Raw genomic sequence first — 26,531 nt, forward strand, 5'->3', positions numbered from 1 at the left:
GGCACCGCCTATTTCTTATCGAGAAGATGCCGGATTCCGGCAGCCACACCATGCTCGATGTTAGTGAGTGTCACAAAATCAGCGGTTTCCTTGAGGAGTTCGGCGGCATTGCCCATGGCAATCTTATAGCCGGCCCGTTCAAACATCGGCAGATCGTTATAGCTGTCGCCCATCACGGCTACCTGCTCTTCAGGAATACCGTAGTGTGCAGCAAGCTTTATGACGCCTGCCCCTTTGTTGGCATCCTTGTGATTGATTTCAATATTGCTCTCATGGGAGGCTGTGATAATAAGGCCGGGAATCTCGGCGAAGCGTGTGGAGGCTTCCTTGAGCACTTCACGGTTCAGTGAGAAAGCAAGCGCCTTATAAATATGCTGATCTTCCTTGCCCCAGATTTCCTCCATGCTCTCCACATACGTTACGGCAGCCTGGCGGAACTGCTTGGCGATCATTGCCTTGAGCAGCCAGCCGAACCCCTCGGGGATTTCTTCGTCCTTGAGCTCTGCCAGCTTCTCCAGCCGGACCCGCTTGTCCAGCTCCACATATACATTGTCCTCGGTGTACACCTCGTAATACAGCTCAGGAACCTCATTCATCCAGCGCAGTACAGGGATTATATCCTCTTTATCCAGCGGCCGGCTCACCGCCTGGGAACCGTCCGGCAGGATCAGCAGGGCCCCGTTCATAGCAACGACAGGACAATTCAGGTCGGCCAGGCGCAGCTGCCGCTCAGCATCCATATAAGAACGTCCGGTGGCAATCGCCACAATATGGCCCAGACGCTGGGCATGGATAATCGCCTCGCGGTTCTCCGGACTGATATTTCCATTCTCGTTCAGCAGTGTTCCGTCCATATCAAGTGCAATCAGCATAGTGTTGTTCTCCTTTTTTTGTAGGTTCTAATCCGCACCTCAGGGACTGTGAAAATCATTTCCTGTATTTTATCATTAATTCTCTGCAAATTAAAAATTCCTTTTCATGAACTTGCCGGAATTTCCGGAATACAGCCCGCCCGTGTTACAATAAAAGACAGACTATTGATGAACCGCCGGAAAATGGAGGATTAATAATGAAATCCAGGAATTTAGCCACAATATCGCTTGTTGTAATGGCATGCGGTTTTCTGATTACGCTGTTCTTGCCGGATACGATCCCCTTTGAGCTGCTACGGGGCGGCTTTGAAGCCGGTCTTGTCGGCGGGATTGCCGACTGGTTTGCCGTGACTGCGCTGTTCCGGCATCCGCTGGGACTGAAAATTCCGCATACCTCACTGCTGCTCAAAAACAGGAACAAAATCGTCCAGTCTCTAATCTCTGCGATGGAGAACGAACTGCTGAACAAGGCGAGCATTGAAAACAAGCTGCGCGGCATCCGCATGGTTAAGCTTGCCGGCGGCCTGCTGACCAAATTTATGTCCAGAAAGAAAGTAAGGTCAGAAATTCTGGAGCAGCTGGGCACCTTTGTGCTGCAGCTGCCTGTAGAACAGGCGGTGCCCTATCTGCAGAAGACCGCTGCTGATTATATCCGTGAAGCGGAAGTGGGTGAGACCGCAGACAAGATAGCCACAAGGCTGATGAATGACGGCAAGGATATAGCTGCTCTGGATTATGCACTCGAGGGCGTGTCCGGCTGGACCGGACGTCCGGAGACCCGGGCCATGCTGGGCAAGCTGGCCGGTGAAAAGCTGGCCGAAGTAAAGCTCGGCGGACTGAAGGGAATGGCCTTCCAGGCCTTTGTCGGCTTTGTGGATGCCGATATGTTGGGGGAAATGCTGCAGGGCATGATCCAGTCGGGAATCCGCGATTTCCGTGAAGCGGATAATCCGTACCGCGAGCAGATCATCCGGGAGATCCGCGTGGCCTTGTTCCAGCTTGTAAATGACGAAACGAAGCTGGCTTCGCTCAAGGAGTGGGCCGTAAACGGAGTGCAGGGGGATGAGGCGGCGGTCTTTCTGCAGAAGCAGCTGGAGGTTGTCCGCAGCAAGGCGGCTGCCATGCTGGATGAGGACCGGGTAAGCGGCGGCCGGAAGCTGTTCAGCCTGTACGCCCAGCTGGTCCGCCGTGTAAGCAGGGAGACGGATCTTATCCAGAGCTGGGAGGAGCGTATCCGTGCTTCACTGATTGCTTTGGTAGAGGCCAATCATTACCGTATCGGTGTTCTGGTCAAAGAAAACCTGGATCAGATGGACGATGACAGTCTTGTAGCGATGCTGGAGGAGAAGGTCGGAAAGGATCTGCAGTGGATCCGGGTGAACGGGGCAGTATGCGGTTTCGTAGTAGGCCTTGTACTGACACTCATTCAGCTGATCTGAGCGGGATAATCGGTAAGAAAAGGGACGGCAGGTGCCTGAAGAGCGGATATCCGCCCTTCAGGCACTCAGCTGTCCCTTTAATATAGATTCATATTCATTAATGGGTCAGGCTACAGCAGGTTTTTGCCGTTGCTGATCGTGAAGGCTTCCATGACTGGCAGCACGAAAATTTTGCCGTCGCCGAAGGAGCCCTGTTCTCCTGTTCTTGCCGTTCTCATAATAATGCTGATGACATCGTCCTTTTCTTCATCTTTAATGACGATCATCAGCATTTTTTTGGAAATTTGATTATAATAGTTGGTTCCGACCTGGATTCCTTTTTGTTTGCCGCGGCCAAGCAGATCCATCTTACTAATGGAAGGGAAGCCGGCTAGCATCAGCTCAGCCATCACTTCATCTGCCTTCTCGGGTCTAATAATGGCCTTGATCATTAACATAAGGATGCACCCTTTCTACAGCGAATAGTTGGTTGTAGGGGGTTGCCAGCATCTTGGTGGCGGTACAAGTTAACACAGTCTGTTATTGGCAACGCTTACATTAACAGTATAATGGCAGCCGCAGGCAATATCCTGCGAGAAGGGTCACAAAAACCTTTATACACATTGTCGCAATTCAGAGGAGCGAGCTTTCAGGCAGACCCCCCTGTCAGGTATGAATAAGGGACTGATATAATTCTTCCAAACGGTACGCGGTATGACTCCACTCAAAAGTGCGCAGAGCATCGCTGCGGCCCTGCATTCCGATCCTGGCTGCCAGCGCCGGATTGCGGCCGACCCGTAGCAGCAGCCTGGCAAAAGGCAGAGCCTCCCGGTATCTGCCGGCCAGATAGCCATTATGCCCCGAACGGATAATCTCCCGGATTCCCCCGTTATCCGAAGCGATGACCGGGAGGCCTGAAGCCATCGCCTCCACATTAACCAGCCCGAACGATTCATGCCTCTGAGAGGGGCAGACGAAGCAGTCCGCAGCCTGATACAGGCCGTGAATCTGCTCATGGGCAATCCTGCCGGGGAAGGATACGGATACACCCAGTCTTCTGGCGAGAAGCTTCAGCCGGCGGATATACGCCGGCTTGCCCTGCCCGGCAACAACCAGATGGGCAGGCATGCGTTTGTTCACATGATGCATTGCCCGGATGAGCACCGGCACTCCTTTGCGGGGGATGACTCTGCCTGCGAACAGAACGGTAAATACCTGTGGCAGCCGGTACAACAGGCGCAGGCGCTGACGCTCCTGCGGCTCCGCCGGTGTGAACCGGGAGAGGTCCGCTCCCAAAGGGATAACGCTAAGCTTCCTGTGTACCCCGGGAAAGCGCCTCGACAGCCTCTCCAGCAGGGAAAGGCTGTTGACTGCAATACCATCGGCGCGGGCAAGAGTCCGTGCTATTCTGCGCTCAGCCGGGACAAAGGTCAGGGAATGAAGATACAGCAGGACCGGGATGCCGGGGTGCTGCTCTTTTACAGCGGCCATAAGCAGGGGACGGTTATCGACCTGGATGATATCGAACGACTCCTCTTCCAGGAATTTGAGCACGGAAGCCTGATAAAGACGCGGAGTGCCGGAGGCCAGGCGGATAATCCGCACCTGTTCCAGCTCTGCGGAGTCCGGAAGCTGGGTTGTTGTCCGGCTGACGACAGTTACCCGATGTCTCCCGGCCAGGCGTCTGGCTATAGCCCAGATGCAGATTTCTACAGAGCCGTCCCCCGGCAGCGGGAACTGCTCCGGTGCTATGATACAGATATGCATAGATCAAGCCTCCTCCGGCCGGCATTTATAAGAGTTCTCTATCACCATATGCACTCTGGCAGGCTGAAGACACCCTTATGGCCAATCAGGAGCTGATCTGCTTGAAAGTTGCTGCAATAACCGCGGCAACCTTTTGTTCCAGCTCAATGATTTTCTGTTTGCTGACAGCGATCTGCCTGTAGCCTGAAACAAGCGAGCTCAGGGACTGTCCGGCCAGGGAAGGATTCTGCTTGCGGATGGCCGACTTGAAGCTGCTGAAGTCAGCTGTGATCCGCTTGTTAAGCGCAGCGGCGGCGCTTTTGTGGGATTTGATGGAGGCCTGGGGACTTTCGATACCCGAAAGGGTGTTGCGAGCGGCGGTCATCTTCCGGGTACGAGCCTCCTTAGCGGCCTTCAGCACCGCCTCCTTGTCCCTGATATCCTGGCGGGCAATCTGGACCGTGATTTTCATGGCATCAGCCTGAGCCTTGAGAACAGCGTTCAGTGTCTTGTCCTTCAGCCCCTTAACAAGTGTAATCCGGCTGTTCAGGGCGCTGTACTGGTCAAAAAGAGGCTGGTAGCGCTCCTTGGCACTGGTGACAGTTGTGGTAAGCTTGGCTACGGCAGCCTGGTCAATCGCCGTAATTTGCTTGCGGACCGAAATCAGGGACTGGGCATTGGCTTCATGCAGGACGCGGATCTGTTCTTCCCTGCTGTCATATTGTGCCGTCAGGACGGTCAGCTCGCTGTACTGGCTCTTCAGTCGGCTCCGGTCCCCGGCAGCAGCGGTTGCCGCAGTCAGATCAAAGGCAGCCTGAATGGACGGGGTCAGTACAACGGCCGCTGCGGCAGCCGTACCTGCTGAAGCGAATATGGGCATCAGCAGAAAGACTACGGCGGTAAAGACTTGGACAAGCTTGTTCACTTTATTCCTCCTCCTGATATCACTGTTAACCGGCATAACAAAAAGCACCCGCAGTAAAGGCAAATAAGCCTTTATTACGGGTGCTTCCGGCGTAACAGGTCAGTTTAATATATTATTAATCCAAACTTTAGTGGAATTACGGAAAACCGTCAATATTTTAAATTCGGTATTTATACCCTATCAGGTGCTGTGCATTTCTTCCGTTGTTCACTTTGTCGTATACTGTAGAAAGAGTTATCAGAGAGTCTGCATGGAGCGGCTCGTGATGAAGGAGGCCCTGAATAAATGGATTACTTGGCAGAAAATCACAGTATTCTGGATCAGGCATTCATGATGTCCCCGGTAGGAATTGCTGTGTGGGCCATAGAGGCGGAAAAGTGGATCAAGATCAATTCTGCATTATGTGATATTTTGGGCTGCAATGAAGCTGATTTTCTCCAAAGCGCACTGTGCGGGAGCCTGATTGCACCGCCGGCGGAGCAGGAGGAGCTGTCATTAAAAGAAACTATATACCCGCACTCACTCGCGCCGGGGGCCTCTTCTGTAAAGGAATTGAAATTCTACAGTCCAGCAGGCCGTCCCTTATGGCTGTCCCTTACCTTTGTGCGACCTGACACCGGACAGGACTCCCCGCACATTATCGTATACGTAACAGATATAACAGACCGGAAAATTGCGGACCAGCTCACCGTTGACAGCCGTGATTTATACGATTTATTTATAAAAGACGACCAAAGTATGATCTCCTTCTCCCAGCCTGACGGCATTCTGAGCTTTATATCTCCCTCTTCCCTGAAACTTATCGGGTACAAGCCGGAGGAGATCATCGGCAGGAACCGGCTGGAATTCTACCATCCCGATGACAGCAGGAACATGAATTTGGCGGAAGGGCTGCTGGGAAATGACACATATGTCCGCCGTTTGCGACATAAGGACGGGCATTATATCTGGTTTGAAACCTCTTTCCATGCGGTCCGGAATGAAAAAAACGAAATTACCAGAATTATGGGCATCGGCCGGAACGTGACTAGCCGCAAACAGAATGAAGAGGCCCTGGCTGCCGCGCAGAGGGTGGCCCGGATCGGATCCTGGAACTGGGATCTGGTGAAGGGCAAGCTGTCCTTCTCGGATGAGCTGCAGCGGATGCTGCATATTCATACAGGGTCAGACGGGGTAGATCACCAGACCTTTCCTGATCTGGTTCATCCGGATGATCTCGGCTATCTCTATGAAAATGTTGAGCAGGCGCTGGCCAGGGGAACATCCGGTGAAGCCGCTTACCGGCTGATTCTAAAGGATCAAAATGAGCTTACGGTCAATGTCCAATGGGATGTCATCCTTAATCCGGACGGAGAACCGATACAGCTGATAGGCATGATGCAAGATATTACCGAACGCCAGCAGATGGAGCAGCAGCTCAGAGAGAGCGAGCGTAATTTCCGTCTGATGTCGGAGAATTCGCTGGATCTGATCTCGCGCCATGCAATCAAAGACAGCATCTTCCTGTACTGTTCTCCGGCCAGCCGCTCGCTGCTCGGCTATGAGCCGGAGGAGATGATCGGCACCAGCGCCTACGATTATCTGCATCCCGACGATCTGGCAATGATGCAGCAAAAGATGGCAGAAAGTGAAAAGGCCAAGTTCATTCCGCCGATTTCCTACCGGTACCGTCACAAAAACGGCAGCTACGTCTGGTTTGAAACGAACGGCCGCTATATTTTTGATGAGCAGGGGCAGACCGTAGAGATCATTGCCGTAGGCCGCGATATCACCGAGCGCAAGCAGTTTGAGTCCAGGCTTCAGGAGAATGAGCAGCGCTACAAATCGCTGTTTGAATATAACCCGTCAGCAGTATACTCCATGAATCTGCAGGGCGAATATTTAACTGCAAATGCTATTCTTGAGGAACTGTCAGGCTACTCCATGGAAGAGCTGATCGGCAATTATTACGGACCGCTTGTGCATGAAAAGGATGTCCAAAAGACAAAGTACCATTTTGACATGGCCGTCCGGGGTGTGCCGCAAAGCTATGATCTGACGCTGATCCATAAATCCGGACATCTGGTGGAGATCAATACAACCAATATTCCAATTGTTGTTGATGATGAAGTAGTCGGGGTCTTCGGCATTTCCCGCGATATTACAGAACGTACCCGCTATACTGAGCAGATTGAGAAGCTTAGCAATGACTATACACTGATTCTCAATGCGGTGTCCGAGGGCATTTTTGGCCTGGATACGGAAGGCAGAGTGACGTTTATCAATCCCGCCGGAGCGCATATGCTGGGCTTTGCCCACGGTGAAATTATGGGGCAGCCTTACCTGGATTATATTCAGCAGACGGCGCTGGACGGCAGCTATACGCGGCCTGAAGAATCTCCGCTGATGCAGGCTGTGCGGGCGGGAGATTCACTTCAGAGCAATGATGCGGTATTATGGCGGAAGGACGGGTCCAGCTTTTTGGCAGAGTATCAGGTAACCCCGCTGTTCGATAAAGGTGAGCGTATCGGAGCGGTTGTCGTTTTCCGTGATATTACCGATGAGCAGGAGATCATCCGGGCCAAGGAATCGGCCGAAAAGGCCGATCAGGCCAAATCGGAATTCCTCGCCATCATGAGCCATGAGCTGAGAACCCCGATGAACGGAATTATGGGTATGACCGACCTGCTGGCGGAAACGGAGCTGAATGAGGAGCAGCGCGGGTATGCTACGATTATCAGTGAGAGCAGTGCTTCACTCCTGTATATTCTGAATGAGATCCTCGACTTCAGCAAAATTGAAGCCGGGAAAATGACACTTGTCCAGGAGCCGCTGAACCTGGAGTGGGTGATGGAAAGTGTCACGGAGCTCTTCCTGCCAAAGGCTCGTGAAAAAAGTATTGAGCTAACCTGCCGGATCGCCCCGGGCGTACCCAAATTGATTACCGGAGATGCAGACCGGCTGCGCCAGGTGCTGGTGAATCTGGTCAGCAATGCAGTCAAATTTACCGAGCAGGGATCTGTCGCTATTGCCGTGGATACGGAATTCTGCCCCAACCAGCACAGGAGAACCCTGAAATTCAGCGTGCAGGATACTGGAATCGGTATTCCGCCGGAGAAGCAGTCCCTGTTATTCCAATCTTTCTCCCAGCTGCATCCGGCTATAAACCGCAAATATGGCGGCACCGGGCTCGGCCTGTCGATCTGCAAGCGGCTTGTGGAGCTTATGGGAGGGGCTATCGCGGTGGACAGCCGGGAAGGTGAAGGCTCCAATTTTTATTTTACACTGCCTATGAATGTCGATGCTGATCCTTATAAGGAATCGGGTGAGACGGACAAAACAGAGGCACAGGACACCCGTCCTCTAAAAGCCGGGACTGCCGGAAGCGCCACATATGCATTGCCGGAGCCGGGGGAGACAAAGCTTGAGCCTTCCGGAGACCATCCGGATATGGAGCCCAAATACGGCCCGCTGCGGATTCTGGTGGCCGAGGATCATCCGGTCAACCAGAAGCTTCTGCTGACCATGCTCAAGAAACGGGGATATACTGCTGATCTGGCGGAGAACGGCCGGCAGGCGCTGCATAATGTGCTGCAGAAGCCGTACGATCTTGTGTTTATGGATGTGCAGATGCCTGTGATGAGCGGGCTTACCGCTGCAGCCCGGATCCGGGAGCAGCTTGCTCCGGATAGCCGTCCGTATCTGGTAGCTGTAACAGCCTATACCAGACCGGAGGACCGCGAGCGGTGCCTGGCTGTGGGCATGCAAGATTTCATCGGCAAGCCGTTTCAGGCATCGGATATTGAACGGGTGCTGCAGGCAAGGCAGGAGCGTATCGCATTATGAGCAGGGCACCGCAGAGCCGAATCCTTACAGCAGAACCTTATACACAGTGGGAGCCGGGCGTTCATTCGCCCGGCTCTGCGTGCGGGCCGGCCACACTGGCGGCTATGATGGAGTACTGGCATACGCGGCGGGGAGCAGACTTTATTCCCGGCAGCAAGCATTTTGGGACCAAAGCGGCACATATAAATTACATATACAGCAGGCACAGCGGGAGGGCCTGGGGTATGAGCGTGCGCAGCTTCGTCCGGGCTGCTGACGGGTATATCCGTTCTGCTACCGGGAAGGATGGGAATACAGGCCGGCAGCATCACGTAGCGGTATTCAATGATATGAACCGTTATAAAGCGGAGATAGATGCCGGCCGTCCCGTTGCGCTCAAATTTGATAAATGGTTCAGCTTCCGCTGGCAGGGGAATTACGCCTATGACTATCACTGGGTGCTGGGAACCGGTTATGAGGAGCCAGACGGCGGCTCAGGCCCTGTGCTGCTGGTGCAAGACAACGGCCTGAAGCTCAAGGACGGCGGCTACCGGCCGGGACAGGAGCGGCGTATCCCCTATAATCCCAACAGGGCGGTTATTACGATGGTGAGTTTGAATATTACCGGTTATTAATCCGGCTGCTAATACAGCCGATGTACGAAACAGCGATCCTTCTAAAAAATCCTGTACAAACGTTTGCGCCATTGGGATAATGACTCTATAATTCCAGTTATTAAAGGGTAAAGGAGACAGGTTGCCTTGTCCGTACAAAAAGAAATGAAAGAACCGATTCATTATGGTGATCCGGCGGCCACCGGCGGAATATCCGTGTTTGACCAGGAGTTTGATAATCTCTTCAGCTATGACGGCAATGATCTCGGCCTCTGCTATACACCGCATCATTCATCCTTCTGCTTATGGGCACCTACTGCCTTTGAGGCGGAGGTTGTGCTCTACGCTGCCTGGCAGGATGCCGAAGGTGAGCATCTGCCGATGACCCGCGAAGTGCGCGGTACCTGGAGGCTGAATGTACCCGGTAATCTGGAGGGCAAGTTTTATACTTACCGGGTGCGTGTCGGGGAGCAGTGGAACGAAGCGGCAGACCCCTATGCCCGGGCTGTAGGGGTTAACGGTGACCGAAGTGCCATTCTGGATATGTCGAAGACCAATCCTGCACGCTGGACGGAAGACAAGCCGCCGCTTGCCGATCCGGTCGATGCCGTTATTTATGAGCTGCATCTGCGTGACTTGTCGGTACATCCGGCCAGCGGTATTGCCCGCAAGAGCAAGTATCTCGGCCTGGCGGAGGAAGGTACCCGCGGTCCCGGCGGAATTGCCACCGGACTGGATCATATCGCCGGTCTCGGGGTAACGCATGTGCAGCTGCTGCCGATTTATGATTATGCGACAGAGAGCGTTGATGAAACGCAGCTGGATCAGCCCCACTATAACTGGGGATACGATCCCAAAAATTATAATGCGCCTGAAGGCTCCTATGCCACAGATCCTTATGCACCGGCTGTGCGTATCCGTGAATTGAAGACGATGATACAGGCGCTGCATGACCGCGGGCTGCGTGTCATAATGGATGTCGTCTACAACCATGTATACGACGGCTTCCGTGTGAATTTCACGAAGCTGGTTCCCGGTTATTATCTCCGTTACAAGCCGGACGGCAGTTTGTCCAACGGCTCGGGCTGCGGGAATGATGTTGCCAGCGAACGGCTGATGGTTTCACGCTTCATTGTGGAGTCCGTCCTGTACTGGGCAAAGGAATATCATATTGACGGCTTCCGCTTTGATCTGATGGGTCTGATTGATGTAGGGACGATGCAGGAGATCCGGCGCCGCCTGGATGCCATGGACCCTTCGATTATGACAATCGGTGAGGGCTGGATCATGGACACCGAGCTGGCACCCGAGAAGCTGGCCAGCCAGAGCAACGCCGACGTGCTGCCTGGGATCGGGCATTTCAACGACGGCTTCCGCGATGCGGTGAAGGGAAATATCTTCCGCTATGAGGAGCGGGGATTTGTCAGCGGCAAAAGCGGACTAGAGCAGGCCGTCAAGACCGGTATTACCGGAGGCGTAGTCTATGGACAGGAAGCGGGGCAGTTCGCCGATGAGCCGCAGCAATGTGTGAATTTTGTGGAATGTCATGATAACCACACGCTCTGGGACAAAATTGTGTTGTCCACCAAGGGGGGGAGCGATCCGGACAGGATAGCAATGCACCGTCTCGCATCAGCAATGGTGCTGACCAGCCAGGGGATTCCGTTCCTGCACGCCGGTCAGGAATTTATGCGGACCAAGGACGGAGTCGAGAACAGCTATAAGTCGCCGGCAGAGGTCAACTGGATGGATTGGGAGCGCTGCGCTGCGCATGCCGCTGATGTTGAATACATGAAGCAGCTGATCGCACTGCGCAAGGCGCACCCGGCCTTCCGCCTGCGCACAGCAGAGGAAATCCGGGCGTCGCTGATGTTTGAGCAGGCGCCGGCCGGTGCAGTTGCATATACACTGCGCGGGCATGCCGGCGGGGATGCCGCAGAGCATCTGTATGTGCTCTATAACGCCAACCCGGATGGCGCTTCCCTGAAGCTGCCTGCCCTTGGCGAATGGAGCATCCTGTTCGGCGAAGAGCTGGCCCCGGGGCTTGCCGGCGGGAAGCTCACAGTCGGGGGAACAGGTATGGTTGTACTCGCTGTACTGCCGTAGCTATACATTCTACAAGCTTTGATAAACAAACAACGGATGCTGCTCCTGAAGAAGGAGGGGCATCCGTATTTTTTTGCCTGGACAAGCCTATTTTCTGGAAAAGTACTTCACCTGTCGTAGTAACTATGCTACAATTCAATTACTACGACAGATGAAGTAAAAACGTTAAGGAGGACCACTCTTGATCAGCAGTGATGTTATCCGGGGATACAACGATACCCTTATTCTCTACATGCTGCTCGATGGCGAATCTTATGGATATGAAATATCCAAGAACATCAGGAAGCTGTCAGACGAGAAGTATATCATGAAAGAGACCACTCTCTACTCCGCGTTCACCCGGCTTGAGAAGAACGGATATATCGACTCTTTTTTTCTGGATGAGACCTTTGGGAAGAGACGCACTTATTACCGCATCACCCCGCTGGGGCTGGCTTATTACCGGGAGAAATGTGCAGAATGGAAGGTCACGCAAGAGGTTGTTAATAAATTTATAAAGGAGCTGTAGTTACATGGATACAATAGCCGCATATTTGAATAATATGTTCGCCGCCCTGCCCAGGACAGAGCAGACGTTCAATCTGAAGCAGGACCTGCTTGCCAATATGGAGGAGAAATATCATGAGCTCAAAAAAGAGGGGAAATCAGAAAATGAAGCAGTCGGTATCGTCATTTCTGAATTCGGAAACATTGATGAGCTGATTGATGAGCTCGACCTTGCCAAGGGCGGAGAGGATACGCTGCTTCCGCTGCTTGCGCCGGAGGATACCTGGAGCTATACAGTGGCGAAGAAACGGGCCGGCTTTATGGTGGCGGTTGGAGTCATGCTGTGCATGATCGGTCCCGCGCTGCTGATGGTTCTTGTTACCCTTGCTGAATTCGGATTTCTGCGCGGTGTGCTCTCGGAGGATGCCGCCGGCATGATTGGTGTAAGTATACTGCTGGTGCTGATAGCCTTTGCGGTCGGCCTGTTCATTTACAGCAGCTCTATAATGGACAAATATAAATATTTGCAAAAGGGTTTTAATCTGCCTTATTTTTTGCGGACCGAGCTTGAGCAGCGCAGCCGTGCATTTACTCCCACCTATACCTTGTCGCTGACACTTGGTATTTGTCTTTGTGTAGTATCACCGGTTCTGGTTATTGTCTGGGCGGCTGTCAGTGATGACACTACGGCTTATGGTGCAGCTATCATGCTCCTTCTCATCGCACTGGCGGTCTTTCTGTTCATCTATTACGGAACGATCAAGGAGAGCTTCACCTTTCTGCTTAAAGAAGGCCAATATACCGAGCTTTCTCCTGAAAAGAAAGAAGAGAAGCGCATCATGGGCTCAATCGCCTCTATAGTCTGGCCGCTGGCCACCTGCATTTTTCTGATTAGCGGCTTTGTTTTCCAGCGCTGGGATATTAACTGGGTCGTATTTCCGGTAACCGGCATTCTGCTCGGCATATTCGGCTCGGTATATAATCTGGTAAAAGCCCGTTAAGGCTGTCATAACCTGCTCTACCCATCCCCGTAATTTTAATTAAAAAAGTGACATTGCTCATTTAGGCGGCAAAAGATCAATGATAATATATAGGCACTACTTTGCTGCTTTACAGTATCAAATGATCAGCCGGTGACAAAGAGTAACCATCTTTTTGGCGCCGAATGGGCAACAATGCCGCTTCTATGATGTTAACGGCGGCCAATCAGAGAAACTCGGAGGATGACTAGGAATGGGTAAAGCAACCGGATTTATGGAATATCAGCGGCAGACGGCCGCAGAGTGCGAGCCGCTGCAGCGTATTAAGAACTGGGATGAATTTCTGCTGCCGATGGATGAAGATAAACTGAAGGAGCAGGGCTCCCGCTGTATGGACTGCGGAACACCGTTCTGTCATGTGGGACGCCTGCTATCCGGGATGGCCTCCGGCTGCCCGCTGCATAATCTGATTCCCGAATGGAATGACCTGGTATACCGCGGCAACTGGCAGGTTGCCCTCAAGCGGCTGCATAAGACGAATAACTTTCCGGAATTTACGGGACGTGTCTGTCCTTCCCCGTGTGAAGGTGCCTGTACTGTAGGGATGAACGGCAGCCCGGTCACGATCAAGACGATTGAACGCTCGATTGTTGACCGCGGCTTTGCCGAAGGCTGGATCGTTCCTGAGCCGCCGCTGGTGCGCACAGGCAAGAGAGTGGCCGTTGTCGGCTCCGGCCCCGCCGGACTCGCCTGCGCCGCCCAGCTCAACAAAGCCGGACACACGGTAACCGTCTACGAGCGGGCTGACCGGATTGGTGGACTGCTGACCTACGGAATCCCGAATATGAAGCTGGATAAGAAAAGCGTTCAGCGCCGGGTGGATCTGCTTGCCGCTGAAGGCATCACATTCGTAACCCGGACAGAGATCGGCAGGGATATTGCCGCCTCACAGCTGCAGAAAGAGAATGATGCTGTTGTCCTATGCGGCGGCTCAACTCAGGCGCGTGACCTGCCGATCGAGGGCCGCGACCTGCGCGGAATCCACCAGGCGATGGAGTTCCTGACGCTGAACACGAAGAGCCTGCTCGATTCCGGTCTGGCTGACGGCGAATACCTGTCTGCGGCAGGTAAGGATGTTGTTGTCATCGGCGGCGGTGACACCGGTACTGACTGTGTGGCGACTTCCATCCGCCACGGCTGCCGCAGCGTAATCCAGCTGGAGATTATGCCGCAGTCCCCGCTGACCCGCCAGCCGGGCAACCCTTGGCCGGAATGGCCCAAGGTGCTGAAGGTAGACTACGGCCAGCATGAGGCAGCGGCTCTCTATAAGGAAGATCCGCGCCGATATCTTGTATCCTCGAAGCGTTTTGTCGGGGATGACGGCGGACATGTGCAGGAGCTGCATACGGTGCGGATTGAGTGGGTCCGTAACGAGCAGGGCCGCATGGTGGCGCAGGAGGTTCCGGGCAGCGAGGAAGTGCTCAAGACGCAGCTTGTACTGCTGGCACTGGGCTTCACCGGACCGGAAGACACACTGCTGGATCAGCTCGGAGTTGAGCGTGATGAGCGTTCCAATGCCAAGGCTGAATTCGGAGTGCAGGCAACCAATATTGAAGGGGTGTTTACAGCCGGAGACATGCGCCGCGGACAGAGTCTTGTAGTCTGGGCGATTCAGGAGGGGCGTCAGACCGCCCGCGAAGTAGACCGTTATCTGATGGGCTCCTCCAACCTGCCTAATTGAGCTGGATAATCAGATAAGCTGCAGGGCGCCGGACGGCGTCCTGTTTTGCATGCTCCTGCAAGGAGAGATAAGATAACAATGAGAAGGAAATAGAGGAAGGGAAGTCTGCACCATGAAATTAATGTTTATCTCCGATATTCACGGCTCGCTTCATTGGCTGGAACGGGCTTTGGCCAAGGCTGAAGAGGAACAGCCGCATACACTTGTTATGCTGGGCGACTTTTTGTATCACGGCCCCCGTAATGCGCTCCCGGAAGGCTATGACCCGCAGGGGGTCGCCGCCCGGCTGAATGCTTACGGCAAGTCGCTGGCTGCTGTGCGCGGAAATTGTGATGCCGAGGTTGACCAGCTGCTGCTGCAGTTCCCGATGATGGGGGATTATGTGCTGATCCTTCATGAGGGCAGAAAAATTTACGCCACGCACGGCCACGGGTTCAGTATCGACCAGCTGCCGCCGCTTGCTCCCGGAGATATTTTTATCCAGGGGCATACGCATCTTCCGGTAGCAGATGTAAAGGAGGGGATTTACGTGCTGAATCCGGGCTCCATTGCGCTGCCCAAAGAGAATAACCCGCATTCTTACGGCATTCTGGCAGACGGGGTATTTACAATTAAGGATTTTGACGGAAAGACCGTAAAGCAAATTCAACTGCAATAAACACTCGCTGCAAGGCTTGGTGAGAAAACTGAGCCGTGCATCCCGGATATAAAGAAGGGGCCGTACATTCGCACGGCCCTCTCTTTATGTTCATTGCAGGTCATTCATAGCCAATCAGCTGAAGGCCTGAAGACGTATGGAATGAATAGCATTAAATATAATTATCCTCCCCAGCCATGCGTAAGCGGCTGAAATATTGCTTCAATAACGTTGCTGGTGGAGACCAATACAATTGTCAGGCTAGTTAGTGACATCAAGAAGGCCATCTTTTTTTTCATTGATTCTGTACACCTCGCTCATTGAATTTGTATACCTCTGAATGTGCTCCGGCAAGGCGGACGGCCGGTATTTTTCGAAAATTCCGACGCATCTGACGATGTTGGAGTCACTTTTTATAATAACAGATGATTCCAAACCTTCTAATAGGTAATGGAAGCCAGCAGCAAAACTATTATGTCTTAAATAATACAATGCCAGCTCCGTCATAAACCGTGTATGCCTGTCGCCGGTTAATTGCTGCGTGAACTTTCCCAGGCGGCTTTTCTGTTCCCGGTAGGCCCTGTGATTTCTGAAACGCTCCAGAATCTCATCGATGTCGAAATCGTAACGGTTGGCAGCCTGGATGATTTTGTACAAGGCCGAAGGAATTTCATTCTCCTTGTTCTCGATATAGCTGATGTACTCAGGCAGCACCTCTACCTCTCCGGACATCAGCCGGTATAAATAGGTGTTGGCATGGGCCCACTCCTGGAACTGATCGACAACCCGCTGCTCTTCCTGGCTTAAAGGCGGCTTCATCCAGCTTACATCACTGTATAATGAGGTGTAATACAAAGCCTTCTGATAATCACCGCGCTCATCGCAGACTCCGGCTTTGGATAAATAAGCATATAGTATATAGTAAATCAGCGGCCGGACCGGCTGCTTCTGCCTGGATTCCTGTTTGAGGTGTTTGTATTGCAGACTGGCCTTTTGTCCGAGGAGTTCGGCGAGCTCATCGACCTTTTCCCAGCGGTGCAGGGAGGCAAACACATCAGCCAGATGCTTGAGCGCATCAAGCTGGTCGGCTTCGTCCAGACGCTCTACGTAGGGCTCAAACTGATTGGCGGCGTGCAGATTGGCTTCCTGGCTATCACCCAGTCCGATGGTAAACAGCCTGTACCGGCAAAGGGCCAGACGCTCAGAATGCTGGAACCTTTCACCTTCGGCGACGCTTTCATACATAAGGGCGGCTGCTGCTAAACGGCCCTGGGCGTACAGCTCTTCTGCCGTATCAAACAGCATGGGGGCATAGATTAGCTTGTCCATAATATGCTGGACTACGCGGTGGATTGCCTCCAGCTTATTCAGATCCGCACAGCGCTGAAGCAATGGCCCGATCCGTCGCCAGTCCGGTGCACCGTTTATAATGTAGTTATCGACATATAGGTCATAAAAATATCCTTCAGGCAGATTCATGGCCAGAGTAATCCGGTCCAGTTGCTGCATGGCAATCGGGCGGTGACCCTGAATGACATTACTGAGTGTGCCGGAATTCATCCCGGAACGCGCGGCAAATTTAGATATGGTTAGAGCTTCACGCTTCATATAATCTTCAAGCTCTGTTAGGATCGTGGATGCAGCTTCCAATTGATAACCACCTTTCACGCTGTGGAACCGGTAATAAATATACATCTTCCAGTATTATACATAATTTAACGCTGGTCAATATTAGAGTTACGGCGTATATGTGAAAACATGCAGATTTCTGCCAATTGAGCGTACCCCCATATTATTGTATGATGGGTAAGGAGCATTTTTGCATGTGCAGGCTGCTTCAAATATAACTGACAGAGGTATCTAAACGAATGTATCCTAAAGAGTTAAACTATACAATGCCGGCCGAATGGGAGAAGCATGAACGGACTTTCATTTCCTGGCCGGTGCAAGCCTCCATGGTGTTCCCGGATAATTACAAATCGGTAAGCGAAGGATATGCTGAAATTATAAAGGCAATCGCCGAGTTCGAGCCAGTTACAGTAATTGTAAACCCTGAGGAGCTGGAAGCGGTAGAGGTTTTTAATTTTGGCGCAAATGTTACCCTGCTGCCTGTCCGGCACAATGATGCCTGGCTGCGTGATAACGGGCCGACCTTTGTTGCTGCGGGAGACGGAAAGCTTGCCGGGGTGAACTGGAAGTTTAATGCCTGGGGCGGCAAATATATGCCTTGGGACCTTGATGATGAAGTGGCCCCCCAGATCCTGGAATCCCTTCAGGTTGAGCGTTTTGATGCACCGCTGGTAATGGAGGGCGGTTCCATCCATACTGACGGTGAGGGAACGCTGATTACTACCGAGGAGTGTCTGCTTAATACCAACCGCAATCCGGAGCTGAGCCGCTCAGAGATTGAGGAGTATGTACGCCAGTATACCGGCACAGAGTCCATTATCTGGCTGAAACGGGGCCTCAGCGGTGACGAAACCGACGGCCATGTCGACAATATTGCCTGCTTCGCTGCACCCGGCAAGGTCATTATCCAGGTCTGCGATGATAAGGAAGATGAGAACTACGAAATAACCCGGGAGAATCTGCGTATTTTGGAGAATGCGGTGGATGCCAAAGGTCGCAAGCTGGAGATTATCCGGATTCAGCAGCCCCCGCGTGTCGATTATGAAGACAGCCGGCTTACGCTCAGCTATCTGAATTTCTATTTTGTGAACGGCGGTATCATTCTGCCGGTGTTCGGCGGTACGGCAGCTGAGACGGACAAGCTTGCCGAGCAGCAGCTCGCAGCCCTGTTTCCTGACCGCAGAATCCGTACTGTGAATGGTATGGCTGTAATCGGCGAAGGCGGAAATGTACACTGCACCACCCAGCAGATGCCTGCACGGAAATAACTGAATTTGCAAGGAGGACATAATATAGTGAGAAAAGTAAAAGTAGCCGCAACACAAATGAGCTGTTCCGGTGACATTGATGAAAATATCCGCAAGGCTGAGGTTTTGGTAAGGGAAGCGGCTGCACAGGGAGCGCAGATTATTCTGCTTCAGGAGCTGTTTGAAACCCCGTATTTCTGCCAGAAGGAGAAATCCGACTATTACGCGTATGCAACCGAGCTTGAGAACAACAAGGCAGTGAACCATTTCAAGGCGATTGCCAAAGAGCTGCAGGTAGTGCTGCCGATCAGCTTCTATGAGAAAAAGAACTACGCGCGCTACAATTCGCTGGCAGTCATAGATGCCGACGGTACAGTGCTGGGCAAATACCGCAAGAGCCATATTCCGGACGGCCCTGGATACGAGGAGAAGTTCTACTTCAATCCGGGTGACACCGGCTTTAAGGTCTGGAATACCCGCTATGCCAAGATCGGCGTAGGGGTATGCTGGGATCAGTGGTATCCGGAAGCGGCACGCGTCATGAGCCTGATGGGAGCGGAGATTTTGTTCTACCCGACGGCTATCGGTTCAGAGCCGCAGGATGGCTCGATTGATTCCAAGGATCACTGGCAGACCTGCATGCTGGGACATGCTGCGGCTAATCTGATTCCTGTGGTTGCTTCCAACCGGATCGGTGAGGAGAGCGACGAAGAGTCAAGCATCAATTTCTACGGCTCGTCTTTCATTGCCGGCCCGCAGGGCAACAAGGTTGTTGAAGCCGGACGCGATGAGCAGGCGGTGCTGGTCAGTGAATTCGATCTGGACGCGCTTGAGGTCGGGCGGATCGAGTGGGGGATTTTCCGTGACCGCCGTCCCGAGCTGTACCGGCTGATCGCTTCCTATGACGGTGATCTGACTTTCTAACCAGGCATAAAATTGTAAGGATACGAGGCTGTCTCTTTTTGGAGACAGCCTTTTTTGTGTTTCTGATACCCCTCAACTCCACAGCAGTCGGCTAATAGAGCAGGAAATGTTACAATTCCATGTTTATATGTCATGTAAACTTACATAAATGAGAAAAGTTAATTGTCACCACTGCTTTAATCTGATAAAATCTCTATAAGTATTTTACAAAAATAGTAGGGGGATTGGAGTATGGGGATCGGGAAGAAATGGGCTATGTCAGCTTTGGCTGCATGCTTTATGCTGACAATGGCGGGCTGCGGCTCAAATAACAATGCGGGCGGTAATGCAGCCGGGGGAGAGACCATCAAAATTGCCACCGATGCAAGCTACGCGCCGATGGAGTATATGGATACGGACAAAATCAAGGGATTTGATATTGATTTCATTAAGGCAGTAATGGAAGAAGCAGGAGTCAAATACACCATTACCAATACCGGCTGGGATACAATGCTTACCAGCGTACAGCAGGGAACGGAATATCAGGCTGGCGTGTCTTCGGTATCCATTACAGACGAGCGCAAGGAAACCTACGATTACTCCATTCCTTATTTTGAATCAACCAATATGATTATGGTTAAGGAAGGCAGTGACATCAAGAGTGCCCTGGATCTGAAGGATAAGGTTGTGGCCGTACAGGGCGCGACAACTGCCGATGATCTGATGAGCGGTATTATGGGTGTCGACAATACGAATCTCAAGCGCTTTGACAGTAACGCAGTGGCGCTGATGGAATTGAATGCAGGCGGTGCCGATGCGGTCGTGGCTGATATTGCAATCGTAAATGAATATATCAAGAACAACCCGAACGAGAAGCTGGTAGGTATCCTGGATAAGGAAAACTTCGGTTCCGAATATTATGGTGTCCTGTATCCAAAGGGCAGCGAATGGAAGGCCAAGCTGGACCCGGCGATCAAAACGGTTATCGAAAACGGAAAATATGCGGAAATTTATAAAGAATGGTTCGGTGAAGAGCCGGATACAGCTGCACTGCTGAATGCGGAATAAGCATTACCCGGTAAACATCAAAGCATGCGTAATGATTGCTATTGCGCATGCTTCTTTTTTTGAAGAAAGCTAAGAGAGAGACAAGAAAGAAGCAGAAGAGAAGGGACGAGTTCTATGGACTTCAGATTTGACATCATTGTGCATTATTTACCGGTCTTTTTAAGAGGGACGCTGTTTACGATCGGGGTATCGATTGTATCCATCCTGATCGGCTCCATCCTGGGACTGGGCATCGGGTTCGGCAAAATGGCGCCAAAGGCCATCTACCGCTGGCCGTTTCATTCCTATATCAATTTTTTCCGGGGAACGCCGCTGTATGTGCAGATTCTGATCGTGCACTTCGGGCTGATTCCGGCCTTTTACGGGACAACCAATGTCCTGATGACTTCCTTTGTAGCGCTCTCCCTGAACTCTGCCGCCTATTCTGCAGAAATTTTTCGGGCAGGCATCCAGTCCATTGATCCGGGACAGCGTGAAGCTGCCCTGTCACTGGGCATGACCAAATGGCAGGCGATGCGGTTTATTATTCTGCCGCAGGCGATCAAGCGCATGGTTCCGGCCTTCGGGAATGAATTTATCGTCCTGGTCAAGGATTCCTCCCTGCTGGCTCTGGTGGCGGCGCCTGAAATCATGTTCTGGAGCAACACCATGAAAGGCCAGTATTTGCGGATCTGGGAGCCGTACCTGACTGCAGCGCTCATCTATTTCATCCTTACTTATTCCCTCAGCAAACTGCTCAATTATATTGAACGGAAGGTGTAATCTTGTATGGAGCCTATCATCAAAGTTAGACACTTGGATAAATTTTTTGGAGCACATCAGGTGCTGACCGATATTAATGCAGACATTCACAGCCGTGAGGTTGTAGTGGTTATCGGGCCTTCAGGCTCGGGTAAGTCGACCTTTTTGCGCTGTCTTAACCTGCTGGAGCAGCCGCAGGGCGGCGATATTATCATTGAAGGCACCTCCTTGATGGACAAAAACACAAGGATTAACGATATCCGTACAGAGGTTGGTATGGTGTTTCAGCAGTTCAATCTGTTTCCGCACAAAAAAGTGATCGAGAATATTATGCTGGCACCGGTGAAGGTCCGTAAATGGTCTGAGGATAAGGCGCGGCAGAAGGCGCTGGAGCTGCTGCAGAAGGTAGGGCTAAGCGATAAGGCGGAGGTGTACCCGGCCTCGCTGTCCGGCGGACAGTCACAGCGGGTGGCAATCGCCCGGGCGCTTGCGATGGAGCCCAAGATTATGCTCTTTGATGAGCCGACGTCGGCGCTTGATCCGGAAATGGTAGGTGAAGTGCTGGCGGTCATGAAGGACCTGGCGCGTGAAGGGATGACGATGGTGGTGGTTACGCATGAAATGGGCTTCGCCCGTGAAGTAGGGGATCGTGTTCTGTTCATGGAACAAGGGGTTATAGTGGAGGAGGGGGCTCCGGAGCAGCTGTTCGGCAGTCCGTCCCACGAGCGTACCCGCGAATTTCTCTCGAAGGTGCTGTGAAAATCTGGCAAACTAGAATATTACAATTCAATCGGTTATATTAGAGTGGTAGGCTGAATGCTGATGAATACAGCAAATATCTGTCGAAATGACGGAGAGGAGGCTCTCTGCTATCTTTATGTTTATCATAATCTAATGATAGAAGGAGAATAGAATGAGCACTTTCAAAAATTGGCTGAACACCACCAAAACCGGACTGACCGAGCAGGTTAAAAAATTTAAAAATAAAGATTTCATGAATGCGGTAGTTGCAGGCTGTGCCCTGGTAGCTGCTGCTGACGGCAAGATTGAGGAAGCCGAGAAGAACAAGATGGCGGGCTATATGAACCTCAGCAACGAGCTCAAGGTATTTGATATGAGAGACGTGATCACCCAATTTAACTTTTATGTCAGCAATTTTGACTTCTCTCCGGAGATCGGCAAGCAGGAAGCGCTTAAGGCAATCGGCAAATTCACCGGCAAGCCTGAAGTCGGCCGTGTCATTGTAGGCGTCTGCTCAGCGATCGGAGCAGCTGACGGTGATTTTGACGAGAACGAGAAGGCTATTGTCCGTAACATCTGCGGAGTGCTGGGACTTAACCCGGGTGAATTCAGCCTTTAAGAGGCGCAGATATTTTATCGGAGTCTTTGAAACGAAAAGAAGGCTAGACCGTATCACTGATAGAACAACCTCAGGCTGGACTTGCAGGCTGTGATTCTTTTTGGGAACGGAGGTACTAAAAGTTGGCTGGAATTAATCTCGTAAAAGGACAGAAGATTGATCTTACTAAAGGAAATGCCGGACTGACCAATGTGGTTGTAGGCCTGGGCTGGGACCCGGCTGATCCTGCACGCGGATTCTTCGGGGTGAAGAAGCAGGCCAACGTGGACTGTGATGCTTCGGCCATTCTGCTGAGCGAAGGCGGCAAGCTGCTGAATAAAACGAATCTGGTATGCTTCCATAACAAACAGAATCCCAATAATTCGGTTGTCCACTCGGGTGATAACCTGACCGGCGACGGTGAGGGTGACGACGAGCAGATCAAGGTTAATCTGAAGGCGATTCCTTCCGATGTGCACAGGGTGCTCGTAGTCGTGAATATCTATGATGCCGTCAACCGCAAGCAGGATTTCGGAATGATCAAATCGGCTTATATCCGCATTGTCAACGCATCGGGCAATAATGAGCTGGTGCGGTTTAACCTGACTGACAATTACACAGGCTTTACGGCACTTATTTGCGGGGAGCTCTACCGCCACGGCGAGGAATGGAAATTCGCAGCCATCGGTGAAGGCGCCCATGCAGCACATATCAATCAACTGGCTGAACGATATATCTAAATTCAATAATTCTAATAGAAGAGAGGTTTTTATCCATGGCCATTAACTTATCCAAAGGGCAAAAGATCGATCTGACGAAAACGAACCCGGGCTTGTCCAAAATTAAAGTAGGTCTCGGCTGGGACACCAACAAGTATGATGGCGGCAAGGACTTTGACCTTGATGTATCCGTATTCCTGACTAACGCAAACGGCAAAGTGGACAAGGAAACCAACTTTATCTTCTTCAACAACAAGCAGAACGAGAACGGTTCTGTGGTTCATGCCGGCGATAACCGCACCGGCGAAGGTGACGGCGATGATGAAGTAATCGATATCGACCTGAAGAACATCCCTGCCGATGTTGAGAAGATAGCCTTCACGATTACCATCTATGAAGCTGAGCAGAGAAGCCAGAATTTCGGACAGGTCTCCCGTTCTTATGTGCGTATCGTGAACGAAGAAAGCAATGTAGAGCTGATCCGCTTTGACCTCGGCGAAGACTTCTCTATCGAAACCGGAGTCGTTGTCGGCGAACTGTACCGTAATGCGGGCGAGTGGAAATTTAGTGCAATCGGCAGCGGCTACAAGGACGGCCTGGCCGGTCTTACCCGCGACTACGGGCTGCAATAAATCAGGAAAGAGGGTATAGCCGGTGACAATCAGTCTTTCCAAAGGACAGCGGATTGACCTGACCAAAACAAATCCGGGTCTGACCAAGGTGGTAGTCGGACTGGGCTGGGATACGAATAAATACAGCGGCGGTAAGGATTTCGATCTGGATGCCTCTGCATTCCTGCTGCATCAGGACGGCAAGGCCAAGGGCGAGGATGACTTTGTTTTCTACAACAATCCGAGCGGCGGCGCAGGCTCTGTGACGCATACCGGTGATAACCGGACCGGTGCCGGCGACGGCGATGATGAACAGATTGTTGTTGATTTCAGCAAGGTCCCGGACCAGATTCAGCGTGTCGGCATTACAGTAACCATCTATGATGCGGAGAGCCGTGCCCAGAATTTCGGACAGGTCTCGAATGCATTCGTGCGTGTGGTGGATGCTGTAAGCGAACGTGAGGTGCTGCGGTTCGATCTCGGTGAAGATTTCTCGACGGAGACGGCGGTTGTATTCTGTGAATTTTACCGCCATGGCGCGGACTGGAAGTTCCAGGCTGTGGGCAGCGGATTTACCGGAGGACTGGCGGCATTGTGCCGGAACTATGGACTAGACGCGCAATAGCAATTACAGCTTTATGCTTCAAAGGCGGGATCCCCAGTGATCCTGCCCTTTTTAAATCATATCGAATTTAAGAAATGTACACTCCTAGCCGTAACTACAGCTAATGTTTAAAGGTGGTTTAAGCATATGGGCATAGAGGCAGTGAAAGGTCAGAAGGTTGATCTGACGCGCGGAAATCCCGGACTGGGTTCTCTGGTCGCAGAGATCAGCTGGCGTGCTCCGGCTGATATGGAAATTGATGCTTCCGCATTTTTGCTGGGAGCACAGGCGAAGGTAAGCAGTGATGATGATCTGATCTTTTATAATAATCCGGTTACGCCCTTTATCCGCTATAAGGATATGCCGGCCAGCGGATCAAGCGGCCTGAAGCACTTCGAAATTGAACTGGACAAGGTCCCCTCTGAAACAATGAGGATCGCATTTGCAATTACCCTGTATAACGGTGAGAGCCGCAGGCAGACCTTCGGGCAAATGAGCGATGCCTATTTCCGGCTTCTAAACCGGATCACCGGCGAGGAAATTTTGCGATGTAATCTTGGAAATCATTTCTCTGTGGAAACGGCTGTTGTAGTAGGAGAATTATATAGATATAACGCAGACTGGAAGTTTAGCGCCATTGTAGCCGGTTTTGAAGGCGGGCTCAAAGCGTTATGCAGCAATTACGGCATTGAGGTGGAAGACGAGCCGGCTCCTCCAAAGGCGGAAAATCCGCCGCCGCGTCCGGCACCTGTACCGCCACCGCCTGCGCCGGCACCTGTACAACCGCCAGCACCCCCGGCGCCGCCGCTTAATCTTAACTTGAAGAAGATTGAGCTGAAGAAGAAGGGGGATTCGATTAATCTCAAGAAATCGGCCTCCGGCCTCGGTGAAATTTTGATTAATCTGAACTGGAACCAGAGGCAGGGCGGGGGATTATTCAGCCGAAAAGGCGGCGTAGATCTGGATCTTGCCTGCCTGTATGAGTTAAAGGACGGCAGAAAAGGTGTTGTCCAGGCGCTCGGAAATGCGTTCGGCCATCTTCAGCAGGCTCCTTATATCATGCTTGATGGAGACGACAGGACAGGCTCGGTGAAATCGGGCGAAAATTTGCGGATTAACGGCAGCAAGGTTGCCGAAATCAGACGGGTTTTAATTTTTTCATTTATCTATCAGGGAGTTACCCACTGGTCTGAAGCGGATGGCGTCGTTACCATTCATCAGGACGACGGGCCGGATATCATTGTAAATCTGGACGAGCATAACAATCGTAAAGGAATGTGCGCGATTGCGCTGATACAGAACGTCGGCGATGAAACGTTCAGTATCGAGCGGCTTGTGCAATATTTTAGCGGCCACCGGGAAATGGATCAGGCCTACGGCTGGGGATTGCGCTGGGTAGCGGGCAGTAAATAATTATATTTTGCGGAGGCGCATTATGGATGGGTTGGTTAAGTGAGTTTTTTAGAAGCATCAGTGACAATTACGGTCATTTCTTCTCCTGGGGCGATATAGCAGCAACGCTGTCCGATCCGGTGAGCTGGGGGATTATCGGCAGTCTGGTTTTGCTGGAGGGTCTGCTCTCTGCTGATAACGCGCTCGTACTCGCGGTAATGGTACGGCATTTACCAAAGGAACAGCAGAAGAAGGCGCTCTTTTACGGGATTCTGGGTGCGTATATCTTCAGATTCCTGGCGATCGGACTCGGCACCTATCTGATCGAGTTTACACTGGTCAAGGTTTTGGGAGCCCTGTATCTATTTTACATCGCTTATAAAGGATTATTTAAGGGCAGCGGAGAAGAAGGACATACGGAGAATAAAGGCGCCTCCTTCTGGAAGACGGTACTGCTTGTTGAATTAATGGATATTGCTTTCAGTATTGACAGTGTCATCGCGGCCTTCGGTCTGAGCAGCGAAGTTTGGGTCCTGTTCCTGGGCGGTATTCTCGGCGTACTGATGATGCGCGGAGTGGCGCAGGTATTCCTCAAGCTCATTGCGAGATTCCCTGAGCTGGAGCAGGCGGCATTCCTGCTGATTGCCATTATTGCCGGCAAGATGCTTGCGGGGGCCTTTGGATATGAGCTGCCGCACGCCATTTTCTTCACCGTGCTGATTGCGGTCTTTGCAGGAACTATGCTGTATAGTGCTGCCAAGAAGAAGAAGGAAATGGATAAACAGGCTTAATAGTCAGAGTTCTATAGGTGGGAGGCCTTCGCAGGGAAGGTGCAGGCCTCTATGTCCGGTAATCGTATATGTAATAGTATGGCCTTTGCTTGTATTTGAGAAAGCCGGCAGCCGTCCCCGACAGGACGGCTTAAGCGGTTCTGCAGCTCTTTATAAGG

Annotated in this window: 24 protein-coding genes; 19 read left to right on the plus strand and 5 right to left on the minus strand. The window is 52.0% G+C overall.

Features of this window, described 5'->3' with window-relative positions:
- Positions 1 to 8: 8 nt before the first annotated feature.
- On the minus strand, positions 9 to 872 hold the full coding sequence (locus tag BLR64_RS06445) for a Cof-type HAD-IIB family hydrolase (RefSeq protein WP_090713345.1): 864 nt from the start codon (positions 870 to 872) through the stop codon (positions 9 to 11).
- Positions 873 to 1,069: 197 nt separating this feature from the next.
- Between BLR64_RS06445 and BLR64_RS06450 the strand changes: the two genes are divergently transcribed.
- On the plus strand, positions 1,070 to 2,311 hold the full coding sequence (locus tag BLR64_RS06450; protein WP_090713346.1) for a DUF445 domain-containing protein: 1,242 nt from the start codon (positions 1,070 to 1,072) through the stop codon (positions 2,309 to 2,311).
- Between the two features lie 110 nt (positions 2,312 to 2,421).
- Here BLR64_RS06450 and BLR64_RS06455 read toward each other — a convergent pair whose 3' ends face one another.
- The 3 genes from BLR64_RS06455 to BLR64_RS06465 form a co-directional block, all read right to left on the minus strand.
- Positions 2,422 to 2,748, minus strand: a complete 327-nt coding sequence (locus BLR64_RS06455; RefSeq protein WP_090713347.1) for a P-II family nitrogen regulator — start codon at positions 2,746 to 2,748, stop codon at positions 2,422 to 2,424.
- A 208-nt stretch (positions 2,749 to 2,956) separates the two neighbouring features.
- Positions 2,957 to 4,057: a glycosyltransferase family 4 protein gene (locus BLR64_RS06460; RefSeq protein ID WP_090713348.1), complete on the minus strand. Its 1,101-nt coding sequence runs from the start codon at positions 4,055 to 4,057 to the stop codon at positions 2,957 to 2,959.
- Between the two features lie 85 nt (positions 4,058 to 4,142).
- Positions 4,143 to 4,961 carry a hypothetical protein gene (locus tag BLR64_RS06465; RefSeq protein ID WP_090713349.1) on the minus strand — a complete coding sequence of 273 codons (819 nt, stop codon included), beginning with the start codon at positions 4,959 to 4,961 and terminating at the stop codon, positions 4,143 to 4,145.
- 285 nt (positions 4,962 to 5,246) lie between these two features.
- Between BLR64_RS06465 and BLR64_RS06470 the strand changes: the two genes are divergently transcribed.
- The 7 genes from BLR64_RS06470 to yfcE all read left to right on the plus strand — a co-directional run bounded on the left by BLR64_RS06470 (position 5,247) and on the right by yfcE (position 15,350).
- On the plus strand, positions 5,247 to 8,786 hold the full coding sequence (locus BLR64_RS06470; protein ID WP_167360613.1) for a PAS domain S-box protein: 3,540 nt from the start codon (positions 5,247 to 5,249) through the stop codon (positions 8,784 to 8,786).
- On the plus strand, positions 8,783 to 9,400 hold the full coding sequence (locus tag BLR64_RS06475; RefSeq protein ID WP_090713350.1) for a C39 family peptidase: 618 nt from the start codon (positions 8,783 to 8,785) through the stop codon (positions 9,398 to 9,400). Before BLR64_RS06470 ends, BLR64_RS06475 begins: the two co-directional genes overlap by 4 nt.
- Before the next feature lie 126 nt (positions 9,401 to 9,526).
- Positions 9,527 to 11,485: a type I pullulanase gene (pulA, locus tag BLR64_RS06480; RefSeq protein ID WP_090713351.1), complete on the plus strand. Its 1,959-nt coding sequence runs from the start codon at positions 9,527 to 9,529 to the stop codon at positions 11,483 to 11,485.
- 181 nt (positions 11,486 to 11,666) lie between these two features.
- Positions 11,667 to 11,993: a PadR family transcriptional regulator gene (locus tag BLR64_RS06485; protein ID WP_090713352.1), complete on the plus strand. Its 327-nt coding sequence runs from the start codon at positions 11,667 to 11,669 to the stop codon at positions 11,991 to 11,993.
- Positions 11,994 to 11,997: 4 nt separating this feature from the next.
- Positions 11,998 to 12,972 carry a permease prefix domain 1-containing protein gene (locus BLR64_RS06490; protein WP_090713353.1) on the plus strand — a complete coding sequence of 325 codons (975 nt, stop codon included), beginning with the start codon at positions 11,998 to 12,000 and terminating at the stop codon, positions 12,970 to 12,972.
- A 232-nt stretch (positions 12,973 to 13,204) separates the two neighbouring features.
- Complete coding sequence (locus BLR64_RS06495) at positions 13,205 to 14,692, plus strand: glutamate synthase subunit beta (RefSeq protein ID WP_090713354.1); 1,488 nt, start codon at positions 13,205 to 13,207, stop codon at positions 14,690 to 14,692.
- 112 nt (positions 14,693 to 14,804) lie between these two features.
- A complete protein-coding gene (gene yfcE, locus BLR64_RS06500; protein ID WP_090713355.1) occupies positions 14,805 to 15,350 on the plus strand; it encodes a phosphodiesterase in 546 nt (181 codons plus the stop codon).
- Between the two features lie 240 nt (positions 15,351 to 15,590).
- On the opposite strand, the gene BLR64_RS06505 is transcribed toward yfcE, so the two are convergent.
- Positions 15,591 to 16,979, minus strand: coding sequence for a helix-turn-helix domain-containing protein (locus BLR64_RS06505; RefSeq protein WP_090713356.1), 1,389 nt, complete (start codon positions 16,977 to 16,979; stop codon positions 15,591 to 15,593).
- A gap of 218 nt (positions 16,980 to 17,197) precedes the next feature.
- On the opposite strand from BLR64_RS06505, the gene BLR64_RS06510 reads away from it, so the two are divergent.
- The 11 genes from BLR64_RS06510 to BLR64_RS06560 all read left to right on the plus strand — a co-directional run bounded on the left by BLR64_RS06510 (position 17,198) and on the right by BLR64_RS06560 (position 26,373).
- Positions 17,198 to 18,226, plus strand: a complete 1,029-nt coding sequence (locus tag BLR64_RS06510) for an agmatine deiminase family protein (RefSeq protein ID WP_090713357.1) — start codon at positions 17,198 to 17,200, stop codon at positions 18,224 to 18,226.
- A 27-nt stretch (positions 18,227 to 18,253) separates the two neighbouring features.
- Positions 18,254 to 19,129 carry an N-carbamoylputrescine amidase gene (gene aguB, locus BLR64_RS06515; RefSeq protein ID WP_068727090.1) on the plus strand — a complete coding sequence of 292 codons (876 nt, stop codon included), beginning with the start codon at positions 18,254 to 18,256 and terminating at the stop codon, positions 19,127 to 19,129.
- Between the two features lie 231 nt (positions 19,130 to 19,360).
- On the plus strand, positions 19,361 to 20,176 hold the full coding sequence (locus BLR64_RS06520) for a basic amino acid ABC transporter substrate-binding protein (protein ID WP_090713358.1): 816 nt from the start codon (positions 19,361 to 19,363) through the stop codon (positions 20,174 to 20,176).
- Positions 20,177 to 20,290: 114 nt separating this feature from the next.
- Positions 20,291 to 20,938, plus strand: coding sequence for an amino acid ABC transporter permease (locus BLR64_RS06525; RefSeq protein ID WP_068727093.1), 648 nt, complete (start codon positions 20,291 to 20,293; stop codon positions 20,936 to 20,938).
- A gap of 15 nt (positions 20,939 to 20,953) precedes the next feature.
- Positions 20,954 to 21,676, plus strand: a complete 723-nt coding sequence (locus BLR64_RS06530; protein ID WP_090713446.1) for an amino acid ABC transporter ATP-binding protein — start codon at positions 20,954 to 20,956, stop codon at positions 21,674 to 21,676.
- Between the two features lie 154 nt (positions 21,677 to 21,830).
- A complete protein-coding gene (locus BLR64_RS06535; RefSeq protein WP_090713359.1) occupies positions 21,831 to 22,277 on the plus strand; it encodes a tellurite resistance TerB family protein in 447 nt (148 codons plus the stop codon).
- A gap of 122 nt (positions 22,278 to 22,399) precedes the next feature.
- Positions 22,400 to 22,996, plus strand: a complete 597-nt coding sequence (locus tag BLR64_RS06540) for a TerD family protein (RefSeq protein WP_090713360.1) — start codon at positions 22,400 to 22,402, stop codon at positions 22,994 to 22,996.
- 35 nt (positions 22,997 to 23,031) lie between these two features.
- Positions 23,032 to 23,607, plus strand: coding sequence for a TerD family protein (locus tag BLR64_RS06545; RefSeq protein WP_090713361.1), 576 nt, complete (start codon positions 23,032 to 23,034; stop codon positions 23,605 to 23,607).
- Positions 23,608 to 23,629: 22 nt separating this feature from the next.
- Positions 23,630 to 24,211: a TerD family protein gene (locus BLR64_RS06550; protein WP_090713362.1), complete on the plus strand. Its 582-nt coding sequence runs from the start codon at positions 23,630 to 23,632 to the stop codon at positions 24,209 to 24,211.
- Between the two features lie 126 nt (positions 24,212 to 24,337).
- Positions 24,338 to 25,603, plus strand: coding sequence for a TerD family protein (locus BLR64_RS06555; RefSeq protein ID WP_090713363.1), 1,266 nt, complete (start codon positions 24,338 to 24,340; stop codon positions 25,601 to 25,603).
- Positions 25,604 to 25,629: 26 nt separating this feature from the next.
- The gene (locus tag BLR64_RS06560) at positions 25,630 to 26,373 is read left to right on the plus strand and encodes a TerC family protein (RefSeq protein WP_090713364.1); all 744 of its coding nucleotides are present in this window, start codon (positions 25,630 to 25,632) and stop codon (positions 26,371 to 26,373) included.
- The last annotated feature ends 158 nt before the right edge of the window (positions 26,374 to 26,531 follow it).

Source organism: Paenibacillus typhae (assembly GCF_900099765.1).
Lineage (GTDB): Bacteria > Bacillota > Bacilli > Paenibacillales > Paenibacillaceae > Paenibacillus_AQ > Paenibacillus_AQ typhae.